The sequence below is a fragment of the Pseudomonas triticicola genome (assembly GCF_019145375.1).
Classification (GTDB): domain Bacteria; phylum Pseudomonadota; class Gammaproteobacteria; order Pseudomonadales; family Pseudomonadaceae; genus Aquipseudomonas; species Aquipseudomonas triticicola.
On record NZ_JAHSTX010000001.1, the window covers coordinates 301,688 to 319,541 of the forward strand.

At 59.8% G+C, this 17,854-nt stretch carries 14 protein-coding genes, 4 tRNA genes and 1 pseudogene; 11 read left to right on the forward strand and 8 right to left on the reverse strand.

The genetic code is table 11. The features are described from left to right. Window positions 1-34: 34 nt before the first annotated feature. Window positions 35-1,039: an NADP-dependent oxidoreductase gene (locus KVG85_RS01365; protein WP_041479470.1), complete on the reverse strand. Its 1,005-nt coding sequence runs from the start codon at window positions 1,037-1,039 to the stop codon at window positions 35-37. Between the two features lie 235 nt (window positions 1,040-1,274). Here KVG85_RS01365 and KVG85_RS01370 point away from each other — a divergent pair, with 235 nt between their 5' ends. The 4 genes and pseudogenes from KVG85_RS01370 to KVG85_RS26220 all read left to right on the forward strand — a co-directional run bounded on the left by KVG85_RS01370 (window position 1,275) and on the right by KVG85_RS26220 (window position 5,703). Then, complete coding sequence (locus tag KVG85_RS01370) at window positions 1,275-2,036, forward strand: SDR family oxidoreductase (RefSeq protein WP_122746842.1); 762 nt, start codon at window positions 1,275-1,277, stop codon at window positions 2,034-2,036. A gap of 190 nt (window positions 2,037-2,226) precedes the next feature. Beyond that, window positions 2,227-3,627, forward strand: coding sequence for an aminotransferase-like domain-containing protein (locus tag KVG85_RS01375; RefSeq protein WP_217862801.1), 1,401 nt, complete (start codon window positions 2,227-2,229; stop codon window positions 3,625-3,627). Between the two features lie 990 nt (window positions 3,628-4,617). Beyond that, window positions 4,618-4,842 (forward strand): annotated as a pseudogene (locus KVG85_RS26215) (HAMP domain-containing protein); the annotation flags it as partial. Next, window positions 4,840-5,703, forward strand: a complete 864-nt coding sequence (locus tag KVG85_RS26220) for a methyl-accepting chemotaxis protein (protein ID WP_371699606.1) — start codon at window positions 4,840-4,842, stop codon at window positions 5,701-5,703. The pseudogene KVG85_RS26215 and the gene KVG85_RS26220, both read left to right, overlap by 3 nt. Window positions 5,704-5,957: 254 nt before the next feature. Here KVG85_RS26220 and KVG85_RS01385 read toward each other — a convergent pair whose 3' ends face one another. Next, window positions 5,958-6,716, reverse strand: coding sequence for a hypothetical protein (locus KVG85_RS01385; RefSeq protein WP_039764159.1), 759 nt, complete (start codon window positions 6,714-6,716; stop codon window positions 5,958-5,960). A 384-nt stretch (window positions 6,717-7,100) separates the two neighbouring features. Between KVG85_RS01385 and KVG85_RS01390 the strand changes: the two genes are divergently transcribed. The 4 genes from KVG85_RS01390 (at window position 7,101) to KVG85_RS01405 (ending at window position 7,513) form a co-directional block, all read left to right on the forward strand. Continuing rightward, a tRNA-Glu gene (locus KVG85_RS01390) sits at window positions 7,101-7,176 on the forward strand. A 2-nt stretch (window positions 7,177-7,178) separates the two neighbouring features. Next, a tRNA-Gly gene (locus KVG85_RS01395) sits at window positions 7,179-7,254 on the forward strand. A gap of 104 nt (window positions 7,255-7,358) precedes the next feature. Further along, window positions 7,359-7,434, forward strand: a tRNA-Glu gene (locus tag KVG85_RS01400). A gap of 3 nt (window positions 7,435-7,437) precedes the next feature. Then, window positions 7,438-7,513: transfer RNA gene (locus tag KVG85_RS01405), tRNA-Gly, on the forward strand. A gap of 136 nt (window positions 7,514-7,649) precedes the next feature. On the opposite strand, the gene KVG85_RS01410 is transcribed toward KVG85_RS01405, so the two are convergent. The 4 genes from KVG85_RS01410 to KVG85_RS01425 all read right to left on the reverse strand — a co-directional run bounded on the left by KVG85_RS01410 (window position 7,650) and on the right by KVG85_RS01425 (window position 11,703). Then, window positions 7,650-9,389 (reverse strand): dipeptidase, encoded by a 1,740-nt coding sequence (locus tag KVG85_RS01410; protein ID WP_217862803.1) that lies wholly within the window; start codon window positions 9,387-9,389, stop codon window positions 7,650-7,652. Between the two features lie 186 nt (window positions 9,390-9,575). After that, on the reverse strand, window positions 9,576-10,214 hold the full coding sequence (locus tag KVG85_RS01415) for a LysE family translocator (protein WP_217862804.1): 639 nt from the start codon (window positions 10,212-10,214) through the stop codon (window positions 9,576-9,578). Between the two features lies 1 nt (window position 10,215). Further along, window positions 10,216-10,986, reverse strand: coding sequence for a 2OG-Fe(II) oxygenase (locus KVG85_RS01420; RefSeq protein ID WP_217862805.1), 771 nt, complete (start codon window positions 10,984-10,986; stop codon window positions 10,216-10,218). A gap of 90 nt (window positions 10,987-11,076) precedes the next feature. After that, the gene (locus tag KVG85_RS01425; protein ID WP_217862806.1) at window positions 11,077-11,703 is read right to left on the reverse strand and encodes an alanyl-tRNA editing protein; all 627 of its coding nucleotides are present in this window, start codon (window positions 11,701-11,703) and stop codon (window positions 11,077-11,079) included. An 89-nt stretch (window positions 11,704-11,792) separates the two neighbouring features. On the opposite strand from KVG85_RS01425, the gene KVG85_RS01430 reads away from it, so the two are divergent. After that, entirely contained in the window at window positions 11,793-12,791 is a 999-nt protein-coding gene (locus tag KVG85_RS01430; protein WP_024013940.1) for a LysR family transcriptional regulator, read from the forward strand. A gap of 530 nt (window positions 12,792-13,321) precedes the next feature. Here the strand turns inward: KVG85_RS01430 and KVG85_RS01435 are convergent. Both KVG85_RS01435 and KVG85_RS01440 read right to left on the reverse strand, forming a co-directional pair. Next, complete coding sequence (locus tag KVG85_RS01435; protein WP_039760212.1) at window positions 13,322-13,729, reverse strand: PA2817 family protein; 408 nt, start codon at window positions 13,727-13,729, stop codon at window positions 13,322-13,324. Between the two features lie 73 nt (window positions 13,730-13,802). Beyond that, window positions 13,803-16,250, reverse strand: coding sequence for an acyl-CoA dehydrogenase (locus KVG85_RS01440; protein WP_217862807.1), 2,448 nt, complete (start codon window positions 16,248-16,250; stop codon window positions 13,803-13,805). 247 nt (window positions 16,251-16,497) lie between these two features. On the opposite strand from KVG85_RS01440, the gene KVG85_RS01445 reads away from it, so the two are divergent. Together KVG85_RS01445 and KVG85_RS01450 are read left to right on the forward strand one after the other, a co-directional pair. Beyond that, window positions 16,498-17,157 (forward strand): transglutaminase-like domain-containing protein, encoded by a 660-nt coding sequence (locus KVG85_RS01445; protein ID WP_217862808.1) that lies wholly within the window; start codon window positions 16,498-16,500, stop codon window positions 17,155-17,157. A 43-nt stretch (window positions 17,158-17,200) separates the two neighbouring features. Continuing rightward, on the forward strand, window positions 17,201-17,824 hold the full coding sequence (locus tag KVG85_RS01450) for a glutathione S-transferase family protein (protein WP_076563819.1): 624 nt from the start codon (window positions 17,201-17,203) through the stop codon (window positions 17,822-17,824). The last annotated feature ends 30 nt before the right edge of the window (window positions 17,825-17,854 follow it).

Genomic DNA, 17,854 nt, shown 5'->3' on the forward strand with positions numbered 1-17,854 from the left:
GCAGGCTCGCTCCCCCATTGGTTTCAGGCTGGCCTTAAACCTTCAGAACCAACTTGCCAAAGTTCTCGCCGTTGAACAGTTTCATCAGCGTCTCGGGGAACGTCTCCAGCCCATCAACCACATCTTCCTTGCTCTTGAGCTGCCCGTTGGCCATCCAGCCGGCCATCTCCTGCGCGGCGCTGGCGAACTGCGCGGCGTAGTCCATCACCACAAAACCTTCCATGCGCGCGCGATTGACCAGCAGTGACAGGTAATTGGCCGGGCCTTTGACCGCTTCTTTATTGTTGTACTGGCTGATGGCGCCGCAGATCACCACCCGCGCTTTCATGTTCAAGCGGCTCAGCACCGCGTCGAGAATGTCGCCGCCGACGTTATCGAAATACACGTCCACGCCCTTCGGGCATTCGCGCTTCAGACCGGCCACGACGTCTTCGGCCTTGTAATCAATGGCGCCGTCGAAGCCCAACTCGTCGATGAGGAATTTGCACTTGTCGGCCCCGCCGGCGATGCCGACGACGCGGCAGCCTTTGATTTTGGCGATCTGCCCGGCCACGCTGCCCACCGCACCGGCCGCGCCGGACAGCACCACGGTGTCACCGGCTTTCGGTGCGCCGACGTCGAGCAGGGCGAAGTAGGCGGTCATGCCGGTCATGCCCAGTGCAGACAGATAGCGTGGCAATGGCGCGAGTTTCGGGTCGACCTTGTAGAACCCGCGCGGCTCGCCGAGGAAATAATCCTGCACACCGAGGGCGCCATTGACGTAATCGCCGACGGCGAAGCCAGGATTGTTCGAAGCGATGACTTTTCCCACGCCCAGTGCGCGCATGACCTCACCGAGGCCGACCGGCGGGATGTAGGACTTGCCTTCGTTCATCCAGCCGCGCATGGCGGGGTCGAGGGACAGGTATTCGTTTTTCACCAGAATCTGTCCCGCCTGTGGCTCGCCGACCGGTACTTCCTGATAAGTGAAAGTCTCGCGGGTCGCGGCGCCCACCGGGCGTTTGGCGAGCAGGAACTGGCGATTGGTCTGGTTGGTCATGACGGGCACTCGAATGGAATGAAGCCTTGTTGATAGCTCTTCAACGGCGATGTCGCAAGGTTGGCTGATACGGCGAATGCGAGTCGATCCAGTGCAGTGATGGTTACGGGGCGGGTTTCATCACTGCGGCGCATGCGCCGGTAAACAGCGATTGCATAGTGCTGACGCGCTTCCGCCGCCCTTGGCTATGCTGCGACGCAACATCTCCCAGTTTTTTGCATTCGAGGACATCTCCATGAGCATGACGTTTTCCGGTCAGGTGGTTGTAATCACGGGAGCCGCCTACGGCATCGGCCGCGCGACAGCCTTGGCGTTTGCCGCCGAAGGCCTGAAAGTGGTGGTGGCTGACCTGGATGCGGCTGGAGGCGAAGGCACGGTGGCGCTGATTCGTACCGCCGGTGGCGAAGCGTCCTTCGTGCGCTGCGACGTGACGGTGGAAAGCGATGTAAAAAATCTGATGGGTGAGGTGATCAATACCTACGGTCGTCTCGACTATGCCTTCAACAACGCCGGGATCGAAATCGAGAAGGGCAAACTCGCCGACGGTACGCTGGACGAGTTCGACGCGATCATGGGCGTAAACGTCAAAGGCGTCTGGCTGTGCATGAAGTATCAGTTGCCGTTGCTGTTGGCGCAGGGCGGTGGCGCGATCGTCAACACGGCGTCGGTAGCCGGGCTGGGCGCAGCGCCGAAAATGAGCATCTACGCGGCGTCGAAACATGCGGTGATCGGCCTGACCAAGTCGGCGGCGATCGAATACGCGAAAAAGAAAATCCGCGTCAACGCAGTGTGCCCGGCAGTGATCGATACGGACATGTTCCGCCGTGCCTACGAAGCCGACCCGAAGAAGGGCGAATTCGCCAACGCCATGCACCCGGTCGGGCGCATTGGCAAGGTTGAGGAAATCGCCAGCGCGGTGCTGTATCTGTGCAGCGATGGCGCAGCCTTCACCACTGGGCATTCGCTGGCGGTGGATGGCGGCGTGACAGCGTTCTGAAAGTTGCCGTAATTTTAAGAACCCGCCTGCGTGCGGGTTTTTTGTACCTCGCGGTTGGTCCGTGTGAATACCGCTAAACAATGTGTATCAAACCGTTAGAACTGCCGCATTTGGCGGCGTTGTCGCACAGCCTCGGCGGTGCGGCTGTGATTTACTGCTGCCAGCAAAACTGACAGGAGTTTGCGAGCTCATGGAACTGAGAATTGACCGACAGGCAATGGTGCCGGTCGTGCAGCAGATCGTCGACGGAATGACTGACTGGATTGTGCAAAGCGGTATCCCGCCGGCCACCCGGTTGCCCTCCGTACGGCAAATCGCCCGGGGTAATCTGCTCAGCCAGTCGTGTGTCGTCGAAGCCTGCGAGCGCCTGGTTTCGCAAGGTGTGTTGACTGCGCGTCAGGGCGCGGGATTCATCGTCGCGGCCTCGCCGCCGTTGCGCGAAACGGACTCGGAACTGGCAGTGTTCGAGGGCCGCCATGCGTGGTGCGATGAGCTGAGCGCTTCGACGGGCCGCTTGATCTTGGGGCAAGGAGGCTTGCCGCCGAGCTGGCGTGAGCCCGACGACCTCAGCTACGCATTACGCGAGGTGGCGCGCACCGACATGGCCAGTCTGTTCAACTACAGCTCGCCGCTGGGGCTGCCTGCGTTGCGCGAGCAAATTGCCAAGCGCCTGAAACTGCTGCACATCGACGCCTGCAGTGCTCGGCTCATGAGTACCAGCGGTGCCAGTCATGCGCTCGATCTGATCGTGCGCACCCTGTTCAAGGCCGGCGACTGCGTGGTGGTGGAAACGCCCGGTTATGCACCGTTGTTTGACCTGCTGCGCCTGCACGGCGTACAGATGCTCGAAGTGCGTCGGACACCGAGCGGGCCGGACATCGACATGCTCGAGTCAGTGCTGCGTCAGTTTCGTCCCGCTGCCTTGTTCATCGGCAGCCATCACCACAATCCCACTGGCAGTTGCCTGACGCCTGCGGTGGCCCAGCGCATCGTGCAGTTGAGCAAGACCTACGACCTGCGCGTGATCGAAGATGACGTCTACGCTGATCTGCACACCGGCAGCGGTACGCGGTTGGCGGCGCTGGACCATGGCGGCCGGGTCATTTATGTCGGCAGCTTCTCCAAGACACTGAGCAGCTCATTGCGGGTCGGTTTTGTCCTGGCAGACATCGAGCTGCTGAAGCGCCTGGCGGAGGTCAAGATGATCAGCGGCCTGGGCTGTTCGAGGCTGGCCGAGGCGGTGCTGGCCAGGCTGATGGCGACCGGTGCGTATCGCAAACTGGTGCAGCGCCAGCGCCAGCGCTTGAATGCCGATCGCGCGGCGGCCTTGCAGGCGCTGGAAGATGCCGAGTGGGAAGTGTTCGGCAAGCCGGTAGGCGGGCTGTTTATCTGGGCGCGGGCACGCTTGCGCGACCAGACGTCGGTGCGCAGGCAGGCCCAGCGTTGCGGGCTGGAGTTATCGGCAGCGGATGCCTTCAGTCCCAGCGGTGAGTGCGGTGACTGGCAGCGCATCAATGTGGCCTGTGCCTGCGACCCGCGGGCTCGGCAGTTTTTTCGCAATACTTGCGCGGATCGACCTCAAGCATTCTGAAAACGACGCGGGCGTAGCTTTTTGCCATTATTCCGACGCCAGAGTCTTGTGCTGGTTCGAGCCCGTTGCGAATCTTCGGCAACAGACTTTGGCAGGGGACTACGCGCAATGATTTCGGCCGTGCAAGGACGTTTTGCCAACCTCGGTATGGCGAAAAAACTCAGTATCGGATTCGTGCTGGTCTTGCTGCTGACTGCATTGGTCGCGGCGATCGGCGTCTGGTCGCTGCAAACCATCAGTCTGCGTTTCGACGGCTTGAAGCAGATGTCCGCGCTCAACAGCGGCCTGCTCAAGGTGCGCTTGCTCGAGCAGGAGTACGCCCTGCGCGGCAATCCGAAAACCGCCGATGCCTTGCGCGAGGGCGTCGATGGGCTGATCGTTCTTGCCGGCGAGCTCAAGGCACATTCCCCGGCCAATGTGCCGGTGATGAGCGATGTCGAGCAAGCGCTGGGCGCGTATCGCAAGGCCTTCGATGAGTTCGTCTCGCTGAGCCAGGCCAAGGACCTTGCGCTGGAGATGGCCAGTTGGTCGGTGTCCAGCGTGGCCAATAACCTCGACGTGTTGCAGAGCGGGCTGGCCGACGATGGTGCCTACACCTTGAAAGACACCGAGGGCAAGGACGGCGCGCAGTTCATCGAACAGGCGAATCAGGTCAGTCAGGTCTCGCGACTGATGCTGCAGGCGATGAATGAAGCGCGGGTGCGTCTGGATCAGAGCCGCAAGGGCGATGCGGACAATGCCGGTCAAGGCAACATCGAACAGGCCGCGCAAGCGCAGGAGCAAGCCGAGGCGTTGAAAAGCACGGTCAAGGACGAGGGCTATCTGACTGTGCTCAACGAAGTGTCGGGGCATATCGCCGGATTCAACGAGAAACTGGCTGAATACACCGGGTTGCTGGCGCAAGAAAAAACGGTTTATGACCAACTGCATCAGCGTGCCGCGCAGGTGGTGGACCGGGTCAATCAGGCCTACGTCGCCGAAGACGCTTCGATGCAGGCGGAGCTGAAAAAGAACACGGTGTTGATCATTGGCTCTTCGGCGCTGGCCTTGTTGGTCGGATTACTTGCCGCGTGGGTGATCACGCGCCTGATCGTTGCGCCGCTGCGCAGTGTCATTCGTGTGGCGCAGCAGATTGCTGCGGGTGATCTGACGGCGAAGGTCGAGGTGACGCGCCGCGATGAAATGGGACAATTGATGTTGGCCATGCAGCAGATGGCTGCCGGCCTCGGCACGATTGTCAGCGGCTTGCAGGCCGGCATCGAGCGCTTGGCCGGTTCCGCGCAATCGCTGTCGGCGGTGACCGAGCAGACCAATCTGGAGGTCAACAGCCAGAAGGAGGAAACCGAGCAGGTCGCCACCGCCATGAACCAGATGACCGCCACCGTGCATGACGTCGCGCGCAATGCCGAAGAGGCGGCGCTGGCTGCGCAGACGGCGGATGACAAGGTCGAGAGCGGCCAGCAGGTGGTGCGCCAAAGCATGGCGCGGATCGAGCAGTTGGCGGATTCGGCGACCTCGGCCAGCTCCAGCATCGAGAGCCTCAGTGCCGAGATTCAGAATATCGGCACGGTGCTGGAGGTGATCAAGAGCGTGGCCGAGCAGACCAATCTGTTGGCGCTGAACGCGGCAATCGAGGCGGCGCGGGCTGGCGAGCAGGGCAGGGGATTCGCGGTGGTGGCCGATGAAGTGCGTGCACTGGCGCGGCGCACGCAGCAATCGACCGAGGAGATCGAGCGCCTGGTCAGTGCCTTGCGAGCGGCGGCGCAGTCGTCGGTGCAGCAGATTCGCAGCAGTGGCGAACTGGTGAAGCTGGCGGTCAGTGATGCGTTGCAGACCGAGAGTGCGCTGGGGAGTATTGCGGCGGCGGTGTCGTTGATTCAGCAGATGAATCAGCAGATCGCGGCGGCGGCGGAGGAGCAGAGTTCGGTGGCGGAGGAGATCAATCGCAGTGTTACGCAGATTCGAGCGAGTGCGGATCACTCTTCCGTGGCCATGCGCGGGAATGCGGCTTCGAGTGTTGAGCTGGCGCAGTTGGGCGGCGAGTTGCGCTCGATGGTTGGGCATTTTCGGCTTTGAGTCTTGGCGGCCTTTGGGCCGGCCAGGCTCTCGGCTTCGCCGCGTGGGGATGGCCCGGGTTTGCTTTTGCTTTTCTGTGGGAGCTGGCTTGCCAGCGAAGGCGGCCTGACAGCCGACCGATTTTTACCTGAGAACACTGCTTCCCGATCTGGGAGCGAGCCTGCTCGCGAAAGCGATCTTCAATTCACATCCTCTTTCAAGTCACCCACAAAAAAGCCACCAATAACGGTGGCTTCTTTACCAGTATTCCCGACTCAGTCGTAAATCACTTTCTTCTTCCAGTCCGCATCCGCTTCGACATCCTTCAAACCGGCAGTCAATTGGTTTTCTTCACCTTCCACCGGGGCAATCTTGTCCATGACCTGGGCGTTGGCTCGGGCGAGGAGTTTTTCCAGGTATTGCAGTTGCTCGGCATACATCTGCGGGTCCTGCTGTTTGCGCAGATATTGCACGCCGCGTTCGAAGGCGAGGCGGGCTTGGCCGGGTTGGTTTTGTTGCAGGGACTGTTGGCCGAGGTTGTTGAAGAATTCGATGTGCAGCAGCACGAGGATGTGGCGCACTTCGCGGATCCACTGCTTGGCTTCGTTCGGTGGCAGGAAGCCGTCGTGGGCGGCGCGGGTGATCTGGCCGTGCAGGGCTTCGAGGAGGAAGCGCACGTCTTTGGCTTTGGCTTCGGTCAGGATCGGCGCGGGCGGGTTGTTCACCGGTATCGATTCGCCCTGGGCAACGAGGGCGCTGAGTTCGGTGATGCGGGCCTTGGTCGTCGCGCTGGTCTTTTCCAGATTGAGCAGGCGCTGGCAGACGTTGAGTTCCAGGCGGGTCAGCAGCAGTTTCAGCGCCGGGGTCATGAACTGGCCGGGGAAGGTTTCGGTCAGTTCGCCGCAGCGGCGCAGGCGGTCGTTGAGTTCGACTTTGGTGCGGGCCTTCTCCAGCTTGTTGTTTTCCACCACATGGTTCATGTAGCCAATGGCGATCAGAATTGCGATCCCGGCTACGACTAGCAGGGTGATCATGAGTGGTGTCACCGGTAAGACCTCTTTATAGGGTTCGCATGCGAGTGTAGTGGCTGGGCATTTAGGCGCCTAGCGCCGCTCGACGGGTTTGATCGGCTGCTGCAATCTATATCGGCCGCCGGCTGTATAGATGAATGCTGGCGCTTGATGTGCAGATTGCCATCACTGTGTTGTGGACTATAACGTCTTGGCGAGTGGCGGAATATAGGCGTCAGGTTTCAGACGACGGAAAAGCCTTACGCGGCCCGTAATCCAGGTCGAAGTCATTGATTTAAATAAATTTATATCAAGGGGTTGACGACCCCTCAATCCATCCATAGAATGCGCGCCACTTGCAGCGTAAAGCACACAGCGAAACGCGGCAGGGAGTGAATGTTGTAGTGTGTCCCCTTCGTCTAGTGGCCTAGGACACCGCCCTTTCACGGCGGTAACAGGGGTTCGAGTCCCCTAGGGGACGCCAATGCGGGAATAGCTCAGTTGGTAGAGCACGACCTTGCCAAGGTCGGGGTCGCGAGTTCGAGTCTCGTTTCCCGCTCCAATTTTAAACAGCAGTGCTTTCGGGCGGTGCTGAGTGAAACCAGAACCAAGTCTTCGGATGCGGATCTGGACACCGAAACACACACCATGTGTTCCGGGTAGCGTGTCCCCTTCGTCTAGTGGCCTAGGACACCGCCCTTTCACGGCGGTAACAGGGGTTCGAGTCCCCTAGGGGACGCCATTTGCGGGAATAGCTCAGTTGGTAGAGCACGACCTTGCCAAGGTCGGGGTCGCGAGTTCGAGTCTCGTTTCCCGCTCCAATTTCACAAAAACGCCGATCAGTGATGATCGGCGTTTTTGTTTGTGCGCGTTTTGTGGCGGCAATAAAAAAGGACCTTTTCACAGGCCCTTTTTTATTTTGCGCCCGGTCATCAATGATCGGGCTCAGGTAGAGCTTTACAGCTTCGGCAACTGCCCGACACGCCCCATCATTTCCGTGACGATCTGCAGATCCAGCAGGAACTGCTCGACGGTCTTGAACTCGCCATCGGTGTGGCCGGTGTACTTGGCCTCAGGTCGCGCCAGGCCGAATTGCACGCCGTTCGGCAATTCGTGAACCGACGTCGCGCCGGCGGAAGTACCGAATTCCGACTTCATGCCGAGGTTTTCGCTGGCTACGGCAAGCAGCGCCTTGACCCACTCACCCTCGGGGTTGCGATACATCGGTTCAGCCACCGAGTAATCGAACGCCACGGCAACATGAGTCTTCTTGCTCCAGGCATCCAGTTTCTCAGCGATCTCAGCCTTGAGCTTTTCCGGTGACTTGCCCTTCGGTACGCGCAGATTCACCGCCAGCTTGAAGGTTTTGTCATCCTCACCGACGTAGGTCAGCGAGGTGGTCAGTGGCCCCATGAACGAGTCGGAGAAGCCCACGCCGAGTTTTTTGCCCAGGTAGTCCAGGCCCCAGTTGTCATCGGCATAACGTGCGGCGTCGGTGAACTGGTTGTGCTTGAGCGCGACTTTGCCGTCCAGGCTGTTGATGAAGCTCAGCATTCGCGCGACCGGGTTGACGCCGGACTCTGGTTCGGAGGAGTGCGCAGAAACTCCCGTCACGGTCAGTTTGACGTCTTTGCCATCAACCTTTGCCGCGACTTCGAAGTCGCCGCCGTTGGCTTTGGCATAGGCGTCGCCGGCTTTTTGCAGACTGGCGGCAAGCTCGGCTGGCTTGTCGGTTACCAGTGTGACCACCGAAGCGGACGGAATCTGGTTGGTCGCTTTGCCGCCAGTCATCGAAATGATTTCCGCGCCGTTGCCTTCGCCTTTGCGTTTGGCAAAGTTGGCCATCACGGTGCCGTAACCTTTTTCGGCGATCACCACCGGATAACCGCCGTCCAGCGCCATGTTGTAGTTCGGCGTCGGGTTGCGTTCGAAGTAATAAGGAATGGCATCGCCGCTGGTTTCTTCAGTGGTGTCGACCAGCAACTTGAAGTTACGCGCCAGTGGCAGTTTCTCGTCCTTGATCACTTTCATGGCGTACAGCGCCACGACGATAGCGTTCTTGTCATCCTCGGTGCCGCGACCGTACATGCGATCGCCAATCAGCGTGACTTTGAACGGGTCGAGTTTGGTGCCGTCCTTCAGCACCCAGTTTTCCGGCGTCACCGGCACCACATCGGCGTGCGCGTGAATGCCAACGACTTCGTCGCCTTTGCCGTCCAGAGAAATTTCGTAGACACGGTTATCGACATTGCGGAACTTCAAACCGAAGGATTCGGCGAGTTTCTGGATCTCGCCGGCAATCTTGATGAATTCCGGGTTGTCGTGTTGCTCCACGCCGTCCTTGCGGAAGGTCGGGATCTCGACGAGTTGGCGCAGGGTTTCCAGCGCGGCCTTGCCATATTTCACGCGGGTATAAATGCCCAGCAGACGGTGAATTTCATTCTGCTGTTCGGCGTTCAGGGTCTTGTTGTCGAGGAAGGCGCTGATGGAGGGGTTGAGCTTATCCGTCTTGGCCAGGTCGCTTTGCGCCAGGCTGCCAAGGAAGCTGCGGAAGTCCGTCAGGTTCTTGCCGTCGAAGGATTTCAGGATCGCCGCGCTTTGCTCGGCAGTGATGTTGGCTTGTGCGGCGCTGGTAAACGCTGTGAGGCTGGCCATGACGAGCGTGGCAGCGGCCAGTTTTTTCAGGGAAAAGACCATGTAACAGGCATTCCTTTGCTAGAGATTGGGAAAATATGTCTGACGCTTGCGGCAGAAACATTTTGCAACCTACCACCATGAGCAGGTGAAGAGGGAGTCACAAACTTGATCTGTCGCACAGAAATGCAAAAGAGGCGCACAAATGAAAAAGTCCCGGCAACTGATGCCGGGACTTTTTTGTGCGAGTTACATCGACAGCATCAGGCGTCCGGCAAACAGAATGAGGATGACGCCCATGCTGCGCTCGAACCAGTGTCCAAGGCGCATGAACAGCAGGCGCACTTTGTTGCTGGAGAAAAACAGCGCGACGATCACGAACCACAGCGCGTTGACGAAGCACATCCACAAGCCATAAAACGCCTGGATCTGCAGCGGTGTGCTGGCGCTGATGATCGTGGTGAAGATGGCCAGGAAAAACAGCGTGGCCTTGGGGTTGGTGGCGTTGGTCAGAAAACCGGTGCTGAATGCCTTGAACAGTGACTGTTCCACCAGCGGCTCATCGGCGGTTTTTTCGCCTTCGACGCTGCTCTTCGGTTTGCTGCGGATCAGGCTGATGCCCAGATAGAGGATGTACGCACCGCCGACCATTTTGGCCACAGTCAGCAGCCACGGCGTGGTGTGCATCAGGGCGCCGACGCCGAGCAGGGTATACAGCACGTGCACGGAAATCCCCGCGCCGATGCCCAGCGCAGTGCAGATGCCGACGAGCCGACCGAAGCGCACGCTCTGGCGGATGGTCACGGCGAAGTCCGGGCCGGGTGCAACGACGGCGAGGAAGTGGATAGTCGCCAATGCGAGAAATTCGCCCAGGTAGTTGGAAAGCATGTCAGCTCCAGAAAGTCAGAGGGGAGGCATTGCCGCGATAGCCGACAAAGAACGACAGGCTCAAACGCGGGTCGGCGACGCCCGGGGTTACCGAGTGCATGCGCCGCGAATTGAACATGATGAAATCGCCGGGCTGCGGTCGCACTTCCAGCGCGGGCGGCCCCAGCAACGACGGCTCGATGCCGTAGCTGTCGCCGCGCATTTCGTCGAATTGATCCGGGGTGATGTGGTCTTCCCACATCTGCAAAGCGCCACCCTCGGTGGGCATGTTCAGGTAGACGTTGCAGGCGAATTGCGCTTCCAGGCTGCGTGCCTGAAAACTGTCCGGGGCGTCTTTGGCGAAGATGTCGTGATGAGCAAGAAAGCACACGCCGGGTTTGACCACGCGCGACAAGCCGACATACATCTTGCGCCCGTAGAGATTTTCCAGATGCGCGCCGGCAGGCCAGGATTCGTCGAGCATGCAGCGCAACGTGTCGATCGGCGAAGAGTAGGGCGCGCAGCGCTGGCGCAGTTCGGCGATGTTGCGGGTGGCGCGTTCGAAGTAATCCTCAATCAGCAGCGGCTGGTTTTCCGCCTCGTAGAAGGCCATGCCGATGCGGCCGATACTCGGCGCGTTGATGTAGCCTTCAAAGCCCGGGGCGAGGATCTTGTCGCCGATCTCGATCGCTAGCGGCTCGGGGAGAAAGCGTTTGACGCGGATGGCGAGGACTTCTTCGTTGGCCAGTTTTTTTATGCACGTCTCATCGAGACGCTCGACGTCTAGCATCATTTGTTTTAGGTCCATCTATCGATAGTCAACGGAACCGGCGAGTGCGGTTCCCCGGCGTCGGACGTTGCGCGACGGCAACGTCCGAAATGCTCAATCCACGCTGTAGTGGACGGACAACGTGCCTTTCTTCTGCGAAAGCGACGCGATCGTGACTGTGCCCAGATCCTTCAGGCTGCGTACGTGGGTGCCACCGCAGCCATAGGCCGGCAGTTCACCAAAACTGATTTCCCGCGCACCCTCGCGCAGTGAAGTCAGACGCGGCAGATCGTGTTCGATCCACTGCTCGATACCGGTTTGCACGGTTGGCGCATCGACTTCTTCCGCGCCATCGCCCGGTTTGAATTGCACCCGGCCTTCGTCCGGCCAGTGGTGCGCCTTGATCGGCGTCCAGCCCATGGCCTGAATGAAATGACCGATCAGGTGCCCGGCCGAGTGCATGCGCGTATTGAAGCGGCGGCGCTCTTCATCGATACGGATGACGGTCATGCCCAGCGGCAGCGGGCGGTCGACGAAATGCACAATGCGCTCCGGTTCCTGCACCACGCGCGACACCCGGCTTTCACCGATCCAGCCGGTGTCGCAAGGCTGACCGCCGCCCTGGGGGTGAAACAGGGTAGCGCGCAGCACTACGGCGAATTCGTTCTCGTGGGGTGTGCAGTCGAGGACTTCGACATTCGCCTTGAGGTCGTCACTGTGAAAAAACAGGCGAAGCGTCATTTTCCATGCCCTGATCGAAGTTCTGTTTTTATTATATGAATCGTGCAATAACGTGATAATCCATTCGAACATCAAAGGACTTGTGCGTTGTGAGCATCAATCTTCCGCTGCCGCTGCTGGGTGAAATGGCGATTTTCGTCAAGGTTGTCGAGACCGGCAGCTTCTCTGAAGCGGCCCGGCAGATGGGGTCGTCTCCCTCAGCGGTCAGCCGCAGCATTTCCCGATTGGAAAAGGCGTTGGCCACGCGCCTGCTGCAACGCACCACGCGCAAACTGCGCTTGAGCGATGGCGGTGAGGAGGTGTTCAAGCGTTGCCAGGAAATGGTCAGCGCGGCCAGGTCGGTGATGGAAATCAGCGGCCAGTTCACCCACGAAGCCGAAGGGCTAGTGCGGGTCAGCGTGCCGAAAGCGGTGGGGCGCTTTGTGATTCATCCGCACATGCCGGAGTTTCTGCGCCGCTATCCCAAGGTTGATGTGGAGTTGTTGCTGGAAGATCGTCAGGTCGATCTGATCGATGATCATGTCGATCTGGCGATTCGCATCACTGATCGTCCGCCGGCGGGTCTGGTCGGGCGGCAGTTGCTGACCATCGATCATTTGCTTTGCGCCACGCCGCAATACCTGGCCGAACATGGCACGCCGACGCATCCTCACGATTTGCTCAACCACAGTTGTATTTATCTGGGCGAAACGCCGAGCGATGCGCGCTGGAAGTTCAAGAAGGGCAGTAAAGCTGTCACGGTCGGGGTGCGTGGGCGTTATGCCGCCAATCACACGGGTGTGCGCTTGGGGGCGGTGTTGCAGCACATCGGGATTGGCAGTCTGCCGTATTTCACGGCGCGTTATGCGCTGGAACAGAAGTTGATTGTGCAGGTGTTGCCGGACTGGACGTTTCTTGCTTCCTATCATGGCGGGTTGTGGTTGCTGCATTCGCCGACGCGTTATCTGCCGCCGAAGTTGCGGGTGTTTATTGATTATCTGGTGGAGTGTTTGCAGAAGGAGCCGACGTTGGGTAGGCCCGGGAAATCTGCCGGTGGGAGCAATGCGGCTGTGGCGTATGAGCTGCCGGAGAGTGAGGGGTTGCTTTGAGGTTTTTTTGTGGGGGGCTTGGCGGCCTTTGGGCCGACCATGCTCTGGTGGTTTGGGTGAATATCCGTTGCTTCGGTTGTTGCTTCTGGCGGTTTCGCCCTTACGGCGAGTCACTTTTTCAGACGCCAAAAAGTAACCAAAACGCTAGCTCCTGCGTTCGGCCCTCGCAGGCTCGGGTTCCTTCGCTGCGGGATCGATCCGCTCAGCCTTCCGACGTCGCCTGTGAATCAAGATCAAGAGCGGTACTCGAGCTTGCGCTCATTGTGTTGAGTGGTGAAAAGCGTGTGGTCTGCTTTGGATCTGTGTTGAATTCGCCCCTCACCCAAGCCCTCTCCCCGAGGAGAGGGAGCTGATTTGTGTGCTTTTCAAATCCTGAGTTCAACTCGGACTTTCACATCGACGTAACTCGCCCAAACGCCTCACCCTAGCCCTCTCCCTCCGGGAGAGGGCTAGGGTGAGGGGCTTTTGATCTTGAAAAAAAAGGCCCGCATGGAATCACCAGTGCGGGCCTTTCGATTACCTGTCGAATATCAATGCTTGCTGTCCTGCGCCGACATGGCCAGCAGTTGTTTTTCCTGGTTCCAGTCGAACGGTTCGTCGTTCTGTTCGGCTTCGTAGCGGCGTTCTTCGAGGGCCTGGTAGAGGTCGATTTCTTCGTCGGAGAGGTAATGCAGGCAGTCGCCGGCGAAGAACCACAGCAGGTCGCGGGGGATCAGGTGGGCGATTTGCGGGTAGCGGCTGATGACTTGGGTGAGGATGTCCTGGCCCAGGTATTGGCTTTCGATAGGGTCGATCGGCAGGGAGGCCAGCAGTTCGTCGAAGCGCTCGAGGAACAGGGCATGGCTTTCTTCGGGCACTTGTTCGGCCTCACCTACGGCGACCAGGATACTGCGCAGGTGGTCGAGCAACACGAGATGATCGGCAACGACGTTGGACACGAGATAAGTCCTCAAGAGCAAAACGGGCGCGGGAGTATAAAGCCCTCGCGCCGTTTTTTCACATAAACCGGGATCAGCGGACTTTGCCCGCTGCCTGGCTCAGTTCCTCTTTGGCGAAATCATCGACGTCGATCACCTTGCGGCGGGCCGCTTCGGCGTCGCGCAGGCTTTGCGCTTCGACGGCTTGCAGCACGCCGGCTTCCAGCGCGGCATCGATGGCATGTTCGCCGGCTGCCGGTTTGACTTGGCCGCTCTTCAGTGCGGTGTGCAGTTTTTTGTGCAGCGGTTGCGCGGCATTGAGCAGGTCACTGGCGTGTTGCAGCGCGCCCACGGCATCGTCCGCCGATTGCGGGCGGTAGCAGCCGGCGAGCAGTTCTTCCAACGCCGGATCGCCCTTGGCGCGACCGATGACCGCAGCGACTTCAGCGCCGAGTTTGTCCGATGGGCCTTTGTGACGGCGACCAAACGGGAAGACGATGACCCGCAGCAGGCAGCCGAAGACTTTGTTCGGGAAGTTGCTCAGCAGTTCATCCAGCGCACGCTCCGACTGGCCGAGGCTTTCTTCCATGGCCCAGCGGAACAGCGGCTCCATGTACGCCGGCGAATCCAGGTCGTGATAACGCTTGAGCGCGGCGGAGGCCAGATACAGGTTGCTCAGTACATCGCCAAGGCGAGCCGACAGACGTTCGCGGCGTTTCAGTTCGCCGCCCAGGAGCATCATGCTGAAGTCGGCGAGCATGGCAAATGCGGCGGCCTGACGGTTCAGCGCGCGGAAATAGCCTTGGCTGATCCTGTCACCCGGCGCATGTTCGAAATGACCGAGCCCAAGGTTCAGCACCAGTGTGCTGGCCGCGTTGCTGACGGCGAAGCCGATGTGCTTGAGCAGCAGGCCATCGAATTCCTTGAGTGCCTGATCTTTGTCCTGGCGACCGGCCAGGGCCATTTCCTTGAGTACGAACGGATGGCAGCGAATCGCGCCCTGACCGAAGATCATCAGGTTGCGCGACAGGATGTTCGCGCCTTCGACGGTGATGAAGATCGGCGCGCCGTTCCAGCTGCGGCCGAGGTAGTTGTTCGGCCCCATGATGATTGCTTTGCCGCCGTGCACATCCATGGCGTGGCTAATGCATTCGCGGCCGCGTTCGGTGAGGTGATATTTGAGGATCGCCGACAGTACCGAAGGTTTTTCCCCGAGATCCACCGCGTTGGCGGTGAGCATGCGGGCGGCGTCCATCATCCACGCGTTACCGCCGATGCGCGCCATGGCTTCCTGGATGCCTTCGAACGCGGACAGCGGAACATTGAATTGCTCGCGAATCTGCGCGTACTGGCCGGTGACCAGACTGGTGAACTTGGCCGCACCGGTACCGACGGCTGGCAGCGAGATCGAACGCCCGACGGACAGGCAGTTCATCAGCATCATCCAGCCCTTGCCGAGCATTTCCTGACCACCGATGAGGTACTCCAGCGGAATGAACACGTCCTTGCCGGAGTTCGGGCCGTTCATGAACGCGGCGCCCAGCGGCAGGTGACGACGACCGATTTCCACACCTGCGGTATCGGTCGGGATCAGCGCCAGGCTGATGCCGAGGTCTTCCTCTTCACCGAGCAGGTGATCCGGGTCATAAGCCTTGAATGCCAGGCCAAGCAGGGTCGCAACCGGGCCGAGGGTGATGTAGCGCTTTTCCCAGTTCAGGCGCAGACCGATGACTTCCTGTCCTTCCCACTGGCCTTTGCAGATGATCCCGGTGTCGGGCATCGCGCCGGCATCGGAACCGGCCAGCGGACCAGTAAGGGCGAAGCACGGGATATCGTCGCCACGGGCCAGGCGCGGCAGGTAGTGATTACGTTGTTCATCGGTGCCGTAATGCAGCAGCAATTCGGCCGGGCCGAGGGAGTTCGGAACCATCACGGTAGAGGCGAGGTCACCGCTGCGCGTCGCCAGTTTCATTGCCACTTGGGAGTGGGCGTAGGCGGAGAAGCCTTTGCCGCCGTATTCCTTGGGAATGATCAGGGCGAAAAAGCCGTGTTCCTTGATGTGCGTCCAGGCCTCGGGCGGCAGGTCCATGGACTGGCCGATCTGCCAGTCGCTGACCATCGCGCAGAGTTCTTCGGTCGGGCCATCGATGAACGCCTGTTCTTCTTCGCTCAGTTGCACTTTTGGATAGGACAGCAGTTTGTCCCAGTCCGGCCGGCCGCTGAACAGCTCGCCGTCCCACCATACGGTGCCGGCATCGATCGCGTCGCGTTCGGTCTGCGACATCGGCGGCAGGGTTTTCTGGAACCAGTTGAACAGCGGCGCGGTGAAGTGCTTGCGACGCAGGTCAGGCAGCAACAATGGCGCGGCCACTACCGCCAACAGGACCCAGAAAACAAACAGCAGCCAGCCCGGCGCGTGACTGAAAATCCCCATGGCGACCAGATAGGCCGCCACGATGCCCAACGCGGGCAGCGGGGCGATGCGTCGATGGGCGAGATACGCCATGCCGACGATCAAAACCAGTATCCACAACAACAGCATATTCAGTCCTCCGTGAACCAAGGCAAATCGACCCTCCAGAGCTTAGACGGCATCTGCAAACAAGGGCGGTCAGAGCATGGTGATTGAAATCGTGGGAAACCCCGGATGGTTTTCGTAGGTTCGGTGGGCAACACGTGTGGGAAATCGTTCGTTGCTGCGCAGCTTTGCTTTCAGGTTTGGCCGAAACGTCGTTATCTCTGTGCTCAGGCTGTCGCTAGACTCGTGACTCATCCAGGAGATTGCCGTCATGCACGAGTATCTGAGCCCCGGCCGCTTCATCGATAGTGACCACCCGGCGGTGGTGGAGTTCGCCGAGCGGCATCGCGGCGCCAGTAATGATCCGCGTGAACAGGCGATCAGTCTGTATTACGCCGTGCGCGAGGCGGTGCGCTACAACCCGTACACCTTCAGCCGTGATCCGCAAACCCTGCGCGGCAGTTACGCACTGGCAGCGGGGGAGAGTTACTGCGTGCCGAAAGCCACGCTGCTCGCCGGTTGTGCGCGGCATTGCGGGATCCCGGCGCGCATCGGTCTGGCCGATGTGCGCAATCACCTGTCGACGCCACGTCTGCTCGAGTTGCTGAAAAGCGATGTGTTTGCCATGCATGGCTACACCGAGCTGTTTCTCGATGGTCGCTGGGTCAAGGCGACGCCAGCGTTCAACCAGCAACTGTGCGAGCTGTTCAACGTCGCAGCGCTGGAATTCGACGGGGTCAACGACAGCGTTTTCCACCCGTTCAACCGTGATGGCGCGCAGTTGATGGAATATCTGCTCGATCACGGCCAGTTCACCGACGTGCCGGAAACCTTCTTCTTCGAGCACCTGCAAAAGTGCTATCCGCATCTGTTCAGTGAGCAACTTCCGGTGCTGCTGGGCGACATGCAGGCCGATTTGAGTCGCACCTGATCCGGCGTATGCTGACCGTCCACTCACTTGCAAAGAGGCGGTCATGCTGAAGATCTGGGGACGGAAAAATTCATCGAACGTCAGAAAGCCCTTGTGGGCTGCCGAAGAGCTGGGCCTGGCGTACGAGGCCATCGATGCCGGCGGCGCGTTCGGTGTGGTCGACACGCCCGAGTACCGCGCGATGAACCCCAATGGCCGGGTGCCGGTGATCGAGGATGACGGTTTCGTGCTGTGGGAATCCAACGCCATCGTTCGCTACCTGCTGGCCAAACACGCCCCGGACAGCGCCTGGTATCCGGCGGATGCGCAAGCCCGCGCCACGGCGGACAAATGGATGGACTGGACCACGTCGAGTTTCGCCGGGCCGTTTCGCACGGTGTTCTGGGGTGTGCTGCGTACGCCTGCGGAGAAGCAGGACTGGAAGGCGATCAACGCCGCGATCAAGGAATGCGATGAACTGCTGAACATGGCCGACCACGCCTTGATCAGCCAGCCTTATCTCTCCGGCAATGACATCGGCATGGGCGACATCCCGCTGGGCAGTTTCATTTATGCCTGGTTCGAAATGCCCATCGAGCGCGCTCCGCAACCACATCTCCAAGCCTGGTATGAACGCTTGAAACAGCGTCCGGCCTATCAGAAAGCGGTCATGACCGCGTTGACTTGATAATTACTATCGACACACTTGACTGTACTT